Here is a 13,854-nt window from a genome sequence, read left to right on the forward strand (position 1 = left end):
GGACTCGGACCCGGCTCTCTTGCGGCACTTATGACTTCGCGTTGGCCTCCTGCTGGACTTTCTGCAGCGCTTCCGTCACCTGCGCGGCGGTCGCCTGGCCGGCGATCAGCTTCTGGATTTGCGCTTCGGATTCCTTGTAAACATCCGATGAGACGGTGGAGTCGAAGTGCGAGAACGCGCCGCCGGTTTGCCGCATCGTTTCCATGATCTGCTTGACAAGCGGGTCCTCCACTTTGCCGATCGCGTCATCGGACAGCTTCATCGACGGCAGCACGCCGTCTTCCAGCAGTCCCCTGAGCTGCATTTCTTCGCTGTACATGTTTTTGATGAACGCCTTTACGGCGGCCAGCTCGCGTTCGTTCAAATCGGCGGAGAACCCGTAGCCGTTGCTGTAGTTCCCGTTTACGAACGTTTGATCCCCTTTGCCGCCGGGCACGGGAGGCATCGGGAAAAATCCGACCTTGCCGGTGAGCTCGCCCGCCTGCTCCGGATCCTTGAACACGGACGAACGCCAGCTGCCGTCGAACATCATGCCCGCCTTGCCCGTCACGAACTGGTTCAGCATGTCGGCGTACTCGAGGCCGAGCTCGCCTTTGGTGAAGTACCCTTTGTTGACCCATTCTTCATATTTCGCGAACGCGGCCGTCACTTCCGGCGAATTCCACGCGTGCGTGCCGGCGGGGAAACCGTCGATCGCCTCGGGGCCGGCGTAGCGGCCGATCAGCGTGTTGACCATCATGAGCGGCACCCACGCGCCTTTCGACCCCATGGCGAACGGGGTGATCCCGTTCTGTTTGAGCGTTTCCGCGGCCGCCTCCAGCTCCTCCCACGTCGTCGGCACCTTGATGTTGTACTGCTCGAACAGCGGGATGCTGTAGAAAAATCCTTCCGTGCTGCCGCCGATCGGCAGGCCGTACACTTTGCCGTCCAGCGTAAACTGGCTCAGATTGAGGAACTTGTCGGCGATGCCCAGCTCTTCGATGATCGGCGTCACATCGAGCAGCCTGCCGGCTTTGGCGTACTTCAGCGCGTCGCCCGCGCCGCCGAACAGGTCGAAGATTTTCGGCGGATTGCCCGCGGCCATCTCGGCCGGCAGCTTCGTGAAGCGGTTGACCTGGTCCTCGACGCCGTCGAGCTCGAACTTCAGGCCGGGGACTTCCGCTTCCGTTTGTTTCACCACGTCGTCCAGAATCGCTTTCCGGAATTTTTGCGCTTCGCCGATTTGAATATGCCGGAGCGAAACGGTGAACGGCTCGGCGTCCGCCTGCGGCTCCTTCCCGGACGTCTCGCCGCCGGTCCCGCCGCTTTCCGACGCGCCAGGCGAATCGCTGACGCCGTTTCCGTTGGTTGCGTTTTCATTTTTGTTCGAACCGCATGCCGCAAGCGCCGCGGACAGGGCGAGGAACAGGACCATGACGGCGATTCCCAACCTTTTTTTCATCGACTGGCCTCCCGTCTGTGGTTTCGTATCACAGTTTCAATTATAGAGAGAGGTCGGCGTTCGGCAGAAGATACATAATTCCATGATTACGGGATAAATTTCTTGAATAGCTGCGGTTGGGTCGCCAAAGGCCTGCATGAAAGGACAAGAGTTGTGCACTCCATTATGACCGGATATGAACGTTCTCGCCGCGGCTTGCGCATGGTTCACTCGGCGGCTTACGGCGCAGCATCAACAGAATCGGCATGGCAACTGCAAGAAAAATGACGATGAGCAGGAAGGTGTCTTGCAGCCCGGCCATATATACGACCGGGTTCGCCTCGCCGCCTTCACTGCCCGCCGGAATGCTCCCGGGACCTTGCAGCGATCGGGATCTTGCTTCCAGACGCTGATAAAAATAAGAAACGAAGCAGCCGACGCCGATTCCGCCAAATACTTGCCTCACCCAGTGCAAAAGCGCCGAAGCGTGTCCCGACATCTCCCTCGCAACCGCCTGCATGCCGACGTTCAACAGCGGCGTCAGCGACAAGCCGATGCCGACATTGCGCATGCACATCCAGAATACCGCATACGCCGTTCCCGTGGCGGGCCCGAAACCCGCAAACGCCCAGGTGCTGATGAGAAGAAGCACTGTACCCGCCGCAATCAACGAGAATGCGCGGACGCTGCCGCTCAATCTGCCGGCGGCAATCGTTGCGGCGGTTACCGCGCATGCGCCCGGCAGGAAGAGCAGTCCGACTTCGAATGGGGTGTACATGGACAACGAACACGATGAAAGCCAGCGTTCCCGCCAGCAGCCCGATGATCGCTGCGGGCGAACCCAGTCCCCAGGCGTGGAGATTTCCGAATACCATGAGATAAGCCGCGCTGGCGGCCGCTGCCAGAAACATGCCCCACCCGTCCAGTCCGGGACGCCGGGGCAAAGCCGCTTCGGGCAAATACCGAAGGCCGATCAACATCGCGGCTGCGCTGGGGATGACGGTCACCCAGAACATCATCGGCCAGTACACGCCTTGAAACCACCCGCTTGCGCTCGGCGCTACGGCGGTAGCGGTAATCGAAGCCGCAGACCATACGGAGACGGCCTGCGGCTGTTTTGCCCTTGGTACATTCTGATACAGCAGAGCCAGCGTGACGGGCTGAACAAGCCCCGAGAACACGCCCTGGATCGTCCGGAACACGACCAGCGAGCCGAGGTTCCAGGCAATGCCGCAGCATACGGACGTCAGCGTCAAACCCGCCATGCATACGGCGAAAATGCGCCTGTACCCGAACCGCGAGCCCAAATACCCGCTGATCGGCGCGATCATGCCGGCGGCCAGCATAAAGCACGTGACCAGCCATTGCAGGGACGCCGGGTCCGCGTCGAAAATGCCGGCGAATGCCGGGATGGACACGTTCAGCGACACCGTATGGTAGATGCCGACAAATGAGCCGGCAATCAAGGCGAACTGCCCGCTCCAGCCCGAAGGGCGGCTGCCGGAATTGCCCGTCTCCGGCTCAAAATGCTCCATCTTGTATCTCTCCACATCGGAATTTTATTTGATCAGGCCGGAAAATGGCAGGCCGCGTAATGACCCGGACCGATTTCCTGAAGCTCGGGAGCCTCCAGCTTGCAACGCTCCGTCGCCGCCGGACAGCGCGGATGGAACCGGCAGCCGGAAGGCGGCGCGGCGGGCGACGGGACTTCCCCTTCGATCACCCGGGCCGTTCCTCTGCCGGCGGGATCCGGATGCGGGATCGAGGCGATGAGCGCCCTTGTGTAGTGATGGGCCGGATGCAGGAACAATTCCGCGCTGTCCGCCACTTCAACAAGCTGTCCGAGATACATCACACCGATCCGGTCGGACAGATGGCGCACCACATGCAGCCCGTGCCCGATGAACAGATACGTGAGCCCCATACGCTCCTGAATGTCCAGCAGCAAATTCACAATCTGCGCCTGAACGGAGACATCGAGCGCCGACACCGGTTCATCCAGCAGCAGAAAAGCCGGGTTCAGCGCGATGGCGCGTGCGATGCCGAGCCGCTGCCGCTGCCCTCCGGAAAATTGATGCGGGTAGCGGTCGGCCATGTCGGGACTCAGACCGACGATCTGCAGCAGTTCTTCAATCCGCGCTTTGCGCTCCTTGCGGCTCAGCGATTCATGCACATCGAGCGGTTCGCCGATGATGTCCCCTGCTTTCCATCTCGGATTCATCGAGCTGCCGGCATCCTGGAACACCATCTGCATGTGGCGGCGCATGTTGCGCAGCCGGGCCCCGGAAAGCTGCGTCAGCGGCTCGCCGCGGAAATATACTTCCCCTTTCGTCGCCCGTTCCAGCTGCAGGATGACGCGGCCGAGCGTCGATTTTCCGCTCCCGGATTCCCCCACCAGGCCGAACGTTTCGCCTGCGCGTATCGCGAGCGATACATCGTCAACCGCCCGGATAAAGCGCTCCTTTCCCCCTGTTCCCCGCTTGAGCGGATACCACTTGCTGAGCCCGACCGCTTCAATCAGCGTCTCCTTCCTCTCGGACGTCATCGGCTCAGCTTCAATCACCGCCGGGCGAGCCTGGACATTCCCGGAATGCCGCAGCTCTTCCGCGCGCCAGCAGGCGACCAGCCGTCCGTTCAGGCCGGTCAACTCCGGAACTTCGCTTCTGCATCGCTCGACCGCATGCGGGCACCGGGGATGAAAACGGCATCCGGACGGCATGTCATGCAATCCGGGAATCGATCCTTCGATGGAATAAAGCTTCGATTTGCGCATGCTGTCGGGGGCGGTGATCGATTGGAGCAAACCTTTTGTGTACGGATGATAAGGCTCGCGGAACAGATCCTGCGTCTCGGCCTGCTCCGCGATGCGCCCCGCATACATGACGACGATGCGGTCCGCCGCTTCCGCGGCGATGACGAGGTCGTGCGTAATGAGCAGCATCGCCATGCCGTATTCCCGCTGCAGCTCCTTGAGCAATTGCAGAATCTGGGCCTGAATCGTCATATCGAGAGCCGTCGTCGGTTCGTCGGCTATAAGAAGATCCGGGCTGCACGACAGCGCCATCGCGATCATCGCCCGCTGCAGCATGCCTCCGGACAATTCGCCCGGATATTGATGCATCCGGGCTTCCGGCTCCGACAGGCCGACCCGGCGCAGCAGATCGACCGACCTGCGCCAGGCTTCCTGGCGGGTCACACGCTGATGGCGCAGGATCGTCTCGATCAACTGGCTGCCGATCGTGAAGATCGGATCAAAGGCGGTCATCGGCTCCTGGAACACCATGGCGATCTTCCGGCCGCGCAGCCTGCGCAGCTCCTTGTCGGTCAGCCGCACGAGATCCTGATCGGCAAATTGAACGTGTCCTGCGGCGATCCGGCCGCGTTCGTAGTCGATGAGCCGCATGAACGTCTTGGCGGCGATCGTCTTGCCGCTGCCGGATTCGCCGACCAGGCAGACGGTCTCGCCGGTCCGGATATGAAGGGATATATCCGTAATCGCGTCCAGCAGACCGTTTTTCCCCGGATACTGGACCGACAAATGATCAGCCGTCAGCAATGGTTGTTTCAACTCTGCTGCCTCCTCGTCACCGCTGCTCCCGTTTCGGGTCGAGCCGGTCCCGCAGCCAGTCTCCGAGAATGTTGCCCGACAGCACGAGCAGCGTGATTGCGATACCCGGGAACGTGGAAATCCACCAGGCTACGGTCAAATATCCCCTGCCCTGCGAAAGCAGCGTCCCCCAATCCGGAATTTCCTTGACGACACCGAGTCCGAGAAAGCTGAGTCCCGCGGCGGTCAAGATCGACGTGCCCAGACCGATCGTCGCCATGACCAGCACCGGCGACCAAGCATTGGGCAGCACATGCCGGAAGAAGATGCGCGGCGCCGGCATGCCGATCGAACGGGCCGCCGTAATGAACGCCCGTCCTTTGACACTGATGATCTGACTGCGGAAGACGCGGGCAAATCCGGGCACCATGGAGACGGCGACGGCGAAAATCATGTTGAACAGATTCGGACCGAGTACCGCCGCAATGGCCAGCGCCAGCAGAATGCCGGGAATGGTCATGACGATCTCGATGAAGCGCATCAAGATGAGATCGATGACGCCTCCCGCAATGCCGGCCGCGGCTCCGATGATGCAGCCCGCAAGCCCGCCGGCCAATACGGAAGCGACTCCGATCAGCAGCGAATCTCTGGCGCCGTACACCACAACGCTGAAGATGTCGCGCCCGAAATAATCCGTGCCGAAATAGTGGGCCGCGCCCGGCGGAAGCAGGACGCGGTCCGCCTCCATGCTGGTCGGCGAATACGGCGCAATCCATCCGGGAAACAGCGCGCACAGGGCGGCGAAGGCCAGAATAACGCCGGATACGGCCGCCAGCCAGTCGCCTGTCCCGAGTGATCGCAGCCTGGGCCGCGCAGCCGTCTGCCGTTTGCTTTCCCGCCATACGGTTTTGCCGAGTACGAAATCTTTCACGGTCACAAGCGGCCACCTCCTGACTTGAGCCTTCTGACTCTCGGATCGACAATGGCGTATGACAGATCCACCAGCAGATTCACCAGCACGTACATGACGGCGGTGAACAGGATCACGCCCTGGATGACCGGCATGTCTTTGGCCGTCAGGGCATCGGCGACGATTCTGCCGATGCCCTGCCTGGAGAACACCGTTTCAATGACGACGGAGCCGGCCATCAGATCGCCGATGAGCACCCCGATCATGGTCAGCGCGGGAAGCAGCGCATTGCGCAGGGCATGGCGGTACATGACCATCCGTTCGGCGAGCCCTTTGGCGCGCAGCGTGAGAATGAACGGTTCGCCGAGCACTTCCAGCATGCTGTTGCGGACCAGCCGGATGATGAATCCCGACGCCACGATTCCGAGCGCGAGGGACGGCAGCACCAATGTCCTCCACCCGTCGGAGCCCATGGCCGGGAACCAGCCCAGCCGGATGGAGAAAAGCAGGATGAGCAGAATTCCCGTCCAGAACGTCGGCATCGAAATTCCGAACAATCCGAGCGTGCGCGCGGCGATATCGATCAAGCCGTTGCGATGGATGGCCGACAGCACGCCCAGCCATATCCCGATCAGCGCGGCGAAGAGGGCGCTGCACACCGTCAGCGACAGCGTGGCGGGAAAATGCTCGATGATCTTGGGCAGCACCGGATCGCCGTTGAGGATGGAACGGCCGAAGTCGCCCTGCATCAATTTGGACATATAGTTTGCGAATTGAACGGCCAGCGGTTTGTCCGTCCCGAGTTGCCGGCGCAAATTCTCGATCACATCCGGCGTCACGGATTCCGGGTCAACGATCTGGTAGACCGGATCGCCGGGCAGCATGTACACGATGACGAACACCAGCGCCATCGTGCCGAAGATCACCATCAGGGATGCCGCCGCGCGCAACAGAATGGCCCGGGCCATTCCCATTCCGCATCACTTCCCTTGCAAGACCACATCATTGAAAATCGGATAACCGAGGAAGTCGAAATTCAGACCGGTCACGTGTTTGGATGCCGCCACCGTATAGGGCGAGACGAAAATCGGAATCACGGCCGCGCGGTCCATGATTTCCTGCGATACCTGCTCGTAGATTTGCACCCGCTTTTCCGGATCGGGCTCCACCGTGCCGGCTTCGAGCAGCTGGTCGATGACCGGATCTTTCATTCCGGCCAGGTTTTGCTTGCCCGCTACGTTCGTGCTGGCGGAATGGTAGAAGCTCCGCAGCGATTCCGGATCGGTATTCACCATGCTGTTGCCGTACAGATCGTAGTCGCCGTTTTCAAACACGACGGTTCTGTAATCCTTCGTGATCTCCACTTCAACCGCAATGCCGATCTGCTTGAGCTGCTGCTGGACCATCACCGCGATGTCGTTCCGTTTCTCGCGGTTCGGCGATATTTCCACATAATGAAGCGTCAGTTTCTTGCCGTCCTTCTCCCGGATGCCGTCCGCGCCGACATTCCACCCGAGTTCATCCAGCAGCGCGGCCGCTTTGTCGGGATCATAAGAGAAGCTGTTTTCCAGCGCCTTGTTGTATCCGAGCATTTTCGGCGTGAGCGGCGTCCATGACCGTTCATAGTAGCCGAGGTACAAGCTCTTGACGATCGAATCCACATCAATGCCGTACAGCAGCGCCTGCCGGGCTTTCAGCTCATTCCACGGCTCGCGGGATTGGTTGATGAACAGGGTGAAAGGCAGTCCGTTCGTGACCACGTTGTAAAGCTCGATATCGGCATCCTGTTCGAGAGCCGGGATGTTCTGCGGCGGCACCGATTCCGCCAGCAGCACCTGACCGCTCTGCACGCTGCCGATCCGCGTCGATTCTTCGGGGATGATGTGGAACGTGATGCGGTCCACGTAAGGCGCACCGGCATTCGTCACCGTTCCCGGCGCCCATTTGTAGTCTTCATTGCGTTCGACGGTGATGGACGTATTCTCGGACCAGCTCACGAATTTGAACGGCCCGGTGCCGACGGGATGGCGCACCAGATCTTCTCCGTATTCTTCAGCGGCGGTCGGCGACACAATGCCGAGGTAAGCCTGGCTCAGATAACCGAGGAACGCGTTCGACCGCTCTTTCAAATGCAGGCGGACCGTATAGTCATCCACCACTTCGGCGGATTCGAAGGAACGGAGCATGGCGGCCGCGTTTCGCGCCTTCGTCTCCGGATCGAGAATCCGGTCGAAGTTGTATTTGACCGCTTCCGCGTTGAACGGCGTCCCGTCGTGGAACTTCACGTCTTCGCGCAGTTTGAACGTGTAGGTCAGGCCGTCATCGGAAATGTCCCAGCTCTCCGCGAGCCACGGCTTGATCTGCCCGTCTGCACCCATCGCCACAAGGCTGTCGTAAATCGTGCGGAACACCCGTCCCGCGACGGCAATTCCGCTGCGATGCGGGTCCAGCGAATCGGGGCTTGTCGACAGTGCGTAGGTGAGTTCCCCGCCTGCGGGTTTGACGGTGTTTTCGCCGCTGCTGTCCGAAAGGGGTGCCGATGCCGTGCGGCTTTCCGTCTGGTCAGGGTTTCGTTCTGCGGGCTCGGTCTGGCAGCCGGTGAGCAGCAATAGCAAAGCGATCATGCTCAGTACGGTGATTTTCCCTCTGCGAATCCTGTTACTTGACATGTTGCTTACACTCCCTATCCAAATCCTCTTCAAAAATAATGGCCAATCCGCTGCCATCCGCCTATGGATTAATTGCACATATTTCTGATCAGTTTAGTGCAATTTGGCGGCTACAAATACTGTAAACCCTGTAAGTCGCAAGCGGGTTATCAAAAATTTCAATTCATAAATTGAAAATATCTATCTTCTGATCCTCACTTCTCCTGCAGGACCACGTCATTGAAAATCGGATAGCCCAGATAATCGAAGGACAGACCGGATACGCTGCGCGATGCCGCCACGGTGTACGGAAACACATAGATGGGGATGATCGCCGCACGGTCCATGATTTCCTGCTGAACCTGTTCGTAAATTTTGATCCGTTTCGCCGTGTCGGTCTCCACATTGCCCTCGTCGAGCAGCCGGTCAACGGCCGGGTCTTTCAGTCCGGACAGGCTTTGCTTGCCCGCCACCGACGTGGACGACGAATGATAGAAGCTGCGCAGCGCCTCCGGATCGGAGTTGACCTGGCTGTTGCCGTACAGATCATAATCCCCGTTCTCGAACACGACCGTGCGATAATCTTTGGTGATCTCCACTTTGACGTCGATGCCGATCTGCTTGAGCTGCTGCTGGATCATCGCCGCGATGTCGTTGCGTTTCTCGCGGTTCGGCGATACTTCCACATAATGAAGCGTCAGTTTCTTGCCGTCTTTCTCGCGAATGCCGTCCCCGCCGGCTTTCCATCCGAGTTCGTCCAGCAATGCGGCCGCCTTGCCGGGATCGTAGGAGAAGCTGTTCTCCAGCGCCTTGTTGTATCCGAGCATGCCGGGAGCCAGCGGCGACCAGGCCCGTTCATACGTGCCCAGATACAGGCTTTTGATGATCGCATCGACGTTGACGCCGTAGAGCAGCGCCTTCCGGGCTTTCAGCTCGTTCCACGGCTCGCGGGACTGATTGATGAACAGCGTATAAGGCAGACCGTTCGTGTCTGTCTTGAAAATCTGGATGCCCGGATCTTGCTCGAGAGATGCAATGTTCTGCGGGGGCACCGTCTCCGCGGCCAGCACCTGTCCGCTCTGCACGCTGCCGATCCGCGTCGCTTCTTCCGGAATGATGTGAAACGTGATCCGGTCCAAATACGGCACTCCGGCGTTTTGCACCGTCTCCGGCGCCCAATGGTAGTCTTCATTCCGTTCCACGGTAATGGACGCGTTCTCGGACCAGCTCACGAATTTGAACGGCCCGGTGCCGACGGGATGGCGCACCAGATCCTCGCCGTACTTCTCCGCGGCGGTCGGCGAGACGATGCCGAGCAGCGCCTGGCTCAAGTTGCCGAGGAAAGCGCTGGACGGCTCGAACAGATGCACGCGGATCGTGTGCTCGTCCACCACCTCGGAGGACTCGTACGGGCGCAGCAGCGCAACCGCGTTTCTCGCTTTCGTCTCCGGATTGACGATCCGGTCGAAGTTGTATTTGACCGCCTCCGCGTTGAACGGCGTGCCGTCATGGAATTTCACGTCTTCGCGCAGCTTGAACGTGTACGTCAATCCGTCGTCGGAAATGTCCCAGCTTTCCGCGAGCCACGGTTTGATCTGACCGTTGTCGTCCTGCACGACCAGACTGTCATGAATGGTGCGGATCACCCGCACGGCAACGGCCAGTCCGCTGCGGTGCGGGTCCAGCGAATCGGGGCTTGTCGCCAGCGCGAAGGTCAGCTCACCGCCGGCCGGCTGGACGGGGTCGACGCCGTTTGCCGAAGCCGCCTGACCTTCCGGCGGGGCGCCGGGTTCCCCGCGCTGTGTCTGACAGCCGGCCAGAACCAACAGCAAGGCGTTAACCCCCAACACGGCCATTTTCCATCTGCGCATCTTACTCCTTGACCTCATGGTGCTGCACTCCTTTATCTGAATCTGATACGGATTGACCGCTGTGCCGCTGCCGGTAGAACGAACCGATCATCTCGACGAACCAGCTTGCGCCGTCCTTCAGCACATCTTCGTCCAGATCGAACTTCGGATGATGAAGCGGGAAGACGCACTGTTTGGCTTCGTTCCGTATCCCGAGCAGCCCCATTACCGACGGCACCTCTCGTGCGTAGAAAGCGAAATCTTCGCCCGCGAGACTCGGCCTGTCAAGCACAATCGTCCGCTGACTGCCGAACACCCGACAGCCGGCTTCGATTGCCGCTTCCGCCGCGAGCGGGTCGTTCCTGAGCGCCGTTCCCATGCGGAATACGGATTCGGCGCTGCCGCCGTACAGGGCGGCGATCGTCCGCGAGCGTCGCCCGATCGCCTCGCGGATCATATTCACCACGTCCGGCTCAAACGCGCGGTACGTACCGCCGACTTCGCATCTGTCGGCAATCGCGTTTGCCGCGGTCCCCGCCCGCAGCTTGCCGAACGCCAGCACCGCCGGGCTGAGCGGGTCAACCGCAGTGGACATGAACGCCTTCATGTCCATGATCCAGTGCGCGGCCATCATGATGGCATCCGCGGCGGCGTGGGGCTGGCTGTGGTGTCCCGGCGTGCCATGGAACACCACGCGAAAATGCGTTGACGCCGCCATCACATAAGAGCGGTGGATGCCGATGGTGCCCGCCGCAAGTTCGAGCCAGACATGAAGGGCGATGCACCGCTCCACCCCTTCCAGAACGCCGGCCTCGATCAGATCCGCGGCGCCGCTGCGCAGGACGCCGTCGACGGGACTTGCCGCCGCTCCTTCTTCAGCCGGCTGAAACACAAACTTGACGATCCCCGGCACTTCGCTGCGGAAGCGGCTCAACGCCCGGGCGGCGCCCAGCAGCATGGCGGTGTGCGCGTCATGGCCGCAGGCGTGCATCGCCCCGTCCTTCAACGACCGGTACGGAACGTCATTTTCCTCGCGAATCGGGAGCGCATCCATATCCGCCCGAAGCAGCAGCGTTGCTCCCGGAAGGCCGCCGCGCAGGGTGGCGACCACCCCCCGGCCGAAATGTCTGCCGACATTCCGTTCCACATCCAATCCCCAGGATTCCAGAAGCTCCGCGACAAACGACGCGGTGCGCGGCACATCATACATCACTTCCGGATGCCGGTGAATCTCGCGACGCCACGCCACCATCTCGCTTTGCAGCGAACGAATAACGGCCAGGATGGGAGCGGTGTCCAGATTTGCGCCCGGTTTCAACTGTTCCTCCCCATGCCCGAACCTCCCGTCATGTAAAATACAAAGATTTCTTATCGTTTTAGTGTATTTTATGGGCTATCCATACTGTAGTCAGAGATCCTCATTTGCAGCGCGGCATGCACATTGCGGCACCTACGGTTCGACTTCGCATGCTGTTGTAACGAGGTATCCTCGTTACAGCTGCTTCCGCCGGGCTCCGCGCGCTCCTGTAACGAGGTGTCCTCGTTACAGACGGTTTCGGCATTACTTTTGTATGTGAATTGGTCTGTCGCAGATTTGGCCGCAACCGGTCGAATCAACTTCCTGAAGATCGCGGTTTGCTCAGGAGTTGGCGAAGCGGGGTTGTTATCAAACGGGGTGAAAAGAAAGGAATGGTGTTTTTTCATAAATGTGTTGTTTTCGCGGTTGTTGCCGGAAAGCTCGCAAACCCGCAAAGACAACCAATAGACTTCATAATAAATATTATGTAAATCAATGTTGCATAAAGCATGTGACATGGTGCCGGCAATCAAGCGAACTGTCCGTTACGATAAAGATACCCATCCATCATCATTCAGTCTTGTAACCGCACAGCCTTCCCGGGTTTCGAATTCCCGCAGCCTGTCTTCGATCGTTCGGTTCGCGGGATCCGGAAACAGATCTTCTCTATCGTAATGCGGAAAGATGAGTTTGTCTGTCAGGTTCAGCGCGCTAAAATCCATGGTGTCATACATGTCCAACTGCGGCGTGAAGAAGTGGACGACTTTGATGTTCGGCCCCAATATCACCGCTCCGGCGCTCGCCCCCACCACGACAACGTCTCTGTCTTTCATCTCCCGAAAAACGCGATCCGCACCACTATGCTTCAAATGATGCAATAAACCGAACGGATTGCCGCCATTAAGATAAATAACCGCTTTGTCCAGGAGAATTTCAGGCTTTTCAAACTCGATATCCAGAAAATCAATGCGCCCGAACCCCATGTTGATCAAATCGTCTTTCGCTTTTTTCGCGAACGGATTATTCTCTTTCAACGGTGACGCGGTGGTGACGATCACGGCATCCTTTTGAGAAACCTCATTTCCAACCAACTTCAGAAAACACTTCTTGATCTCATCCGTGTAGAAACCGTTGGAGGTCAGCAGCAGTTTCAATTTCATCTTCCCCCATCTCTGGAACCATGTTATGATTTCTATTATATTGTCAGACTATGGTATCTCATAGAGAAGTATAAAGATTTTACATATTTAATATTATGTAAACATATGAAGCCTGATACTATCGATGATTAGAAAATTATATTATCTGCCAGAATGAGGTGGTCTGATGAACCAATCCGTTCCATCCCTTGAGTTGATCCGTGCGATCGAGCAATCGGAAATCGACTACATGTACGACCGCATGCTGGCCATCCGAGGTCGGCCGGGCAATCCGGAAGGCGTTGAAATCGGGCAATTCGGCAACGCCCTCTGTTTGTACAGCCGTACAATGCATTGGCCTTCATTCAATACAGTCAAAGGATTGACAAGTGAAGAGATCGGACAGATTGATGCCATCCTCGACTTTTATCGTTCGTTCGACCGTACGCCACAATTTGAGATTGTGCCCTCGAGGGTGGATCGCGATCTGCTCAAGGCGCTATCGGACCGGGGGTTTTACCAGTCGGGATTTCACGCGTCGCTGTTCACCGAGCCCATGGAGTACCCATTCGAACCGTCCGATTCCATCGCCATTCGCGAACTGCGCGAAGACGAGTTCGATCAATATGCCGCCATCCATTGCAGAGGCACCGGATTGCCGGACAACGGCATTCCTTACGTCTCGGCGAACAACCGGGTGCTGTACAATCGGCCGGAATGGAAATTCTACATGGCTTATGTAAACGAACAGCCTGCGGCTGCCGCTGTCATGCACATGAAGGACGGCATCGCTTCCCTCACCTTCGCCGCCACGCTGCCCGAATATCGCAGGCTGGGTCTGCACCGCCGCCTGCTCGATAGGAGAATCGCGGACGCGAAGCGAAATGGCTGCACGCTGGCCGTCAGCCAATGTGCCTTCCTGTCCCAAAGCCACCGAAACATGGAGCGAATCGGCATGAAGATCGGCTTTCTCAAAACGTTGTGGACCGGTAAATAATTGTTATAGAAAACAATGGGCGCATCAACTCCTGTATAATGGTTCC

General features: G+C 58.8%; 10 protein-coding genes. 1 reads left to right on the plus strand and 9 read right to left on the minus strand.

The window, feature by feature from the left end; all coding sequences use genetic code 11:
• Positions 1-28: 28 nt before the first annotated feature.
• The 9 genes from KJQ12_RS07785 to KJQ12_RS07825 all read right to left on the minus strand — a co-directional run bounded on the left by KJQ12_RS07785 (position 29) and on the right by KJQ12_RS07825 (position 12,826).
• Positions 29-1,441: an extracellular solute-binding protein gene (locus tag KJQ12_RS07785; protein ID WP_213484159.1), complete on the minus strand. Its 1,413-nt coding sequence runs from the start codon at positions 1,439-1,441 to the stop codon at positions 29-31.
• A 329-nt stretch (positions 1,442-1,770) separates the two neighbouring features.
• A complete protein-coding gene (locus tag KJQ12_RS07790) occupies positions 1,771-2,955 on the minus strand; it encodes an MFS transporter (RefSeq protein ID WP_213484160.1) in 1,185 nt (394 codons plus the stop codon).
• 32 nt (positions 2,956-2,987) lie between these two features.
• The gene (locus KJQ12_RS07795) at positions 2,988-4,988 is read right to left on the minus strand and encodes an ABC transporter ATP-binding protein (RefSeq protein WP_213484161.1); all 2,001 of its coding nucleotides are present in this window, start codon (positions 4,986-4,988) and stop codon (positions 2,988-2,990) included.
• Positions 4,989-5,004: 16 nt separating this feature from the next.
• On the minus strand, positions 5,005-5,904 hold the full coding sequence (locus KJQ12_RS07800; protein WP_425315966.1) for an ABC transporter permease: 900 nt from the start codon (positions 5,902-5,904) through the stop codon (positions 5,005-5,007).
• The gene (locus KJQ12_RS07805) at positions 5,901-6,845 is read right to left on the minus strand and encodes an ABC transporter permease (RefSeq protein WP_213484258.1); all 945 of its coding nucleotides are present in this window, start codon (positions 6,843-6,845) and stop codon (positions 5,901-5,903) included. Before KJQ12_RS07805 ends, KJQ12_RS07800 begins: the two co-directional genes overlap by 4 nt.
• A 12-nt stretch (positions 6,846-6,857) precedes the next feature.
• Positions 6,858-8,546, minus strand: a complete 1,689-nt coding sequence (locus KJQ12_RS07810) for an ABC transporter substrate-binding protein (protein ID WP_213484162.1) — start codon at positions 8,544-8,546, stop codon at positions 6,858-6,860.
• 194 nt (positions 8,547-8,740) lie between these two features.
• Positions 8,741-10,396, minus strand: a complete 1,656-nt coding sequence (locus KJQ12_RS07815) for an ABC transporter substrate-binding protein (protein WP_213484163.1) — start codon at positions 10,394-10,396, stop codon at positions 8,741-8,743.
• Between the two features lies 1 nt (position 10,397).
• Positions 10,398-11,693: a M20 metallopeptidase family protein gene (locus KJQ12_RS07820; RefSeq protein WP_244860502.1), complete on the minus strand. Its 1,296-nt coding sequence runs from the start codon at positions 11,691-11,693 to the stop codon at positions 10,398-10,400.
• Positions 11,694-12,217: 524 nt separating this feature from the next.
• A complete protein-coding gene (locus KJQ12_RS07825) occupies positions 12,218-12,826 on the minus strand; it encodes a Type 1 glutamine amidotransferase-like domain-containing protein (RefSeq protein ID WP_244860504.1) in 609 nt (202 codons plus the stop codon).
• 172 nt (positions 12,827-12,998) lie between these two features.
• Here KJQ12_RS07825 and KJQ12_RS07830 point away from each other — a divergent pair, with 172 nt between their 5' ends.
• Positions 12,999-13,808, plus strand: a complete 810-nt coding sequence (locus KJQ12_RS07830) for a GNAT family N-acetyltransferase (RefSeq protein ID WP_213484165.1) — start codon at positions 12,999-13,001, stop codon at positions 13,806-13,808.
• Positions 13,809-13,854 lie beyond the last annotated feature (46 nt).

Source organism: Thermobacillus xylanilyticus, assembly GCF_907165215.1.
Taxonomy (GTDB): Bacteria; Bacillota; Bacilli; order Paenibacillales; family Paenibacillaceae; genus Thermobacillus; species Thermobacillus xylanilyticus.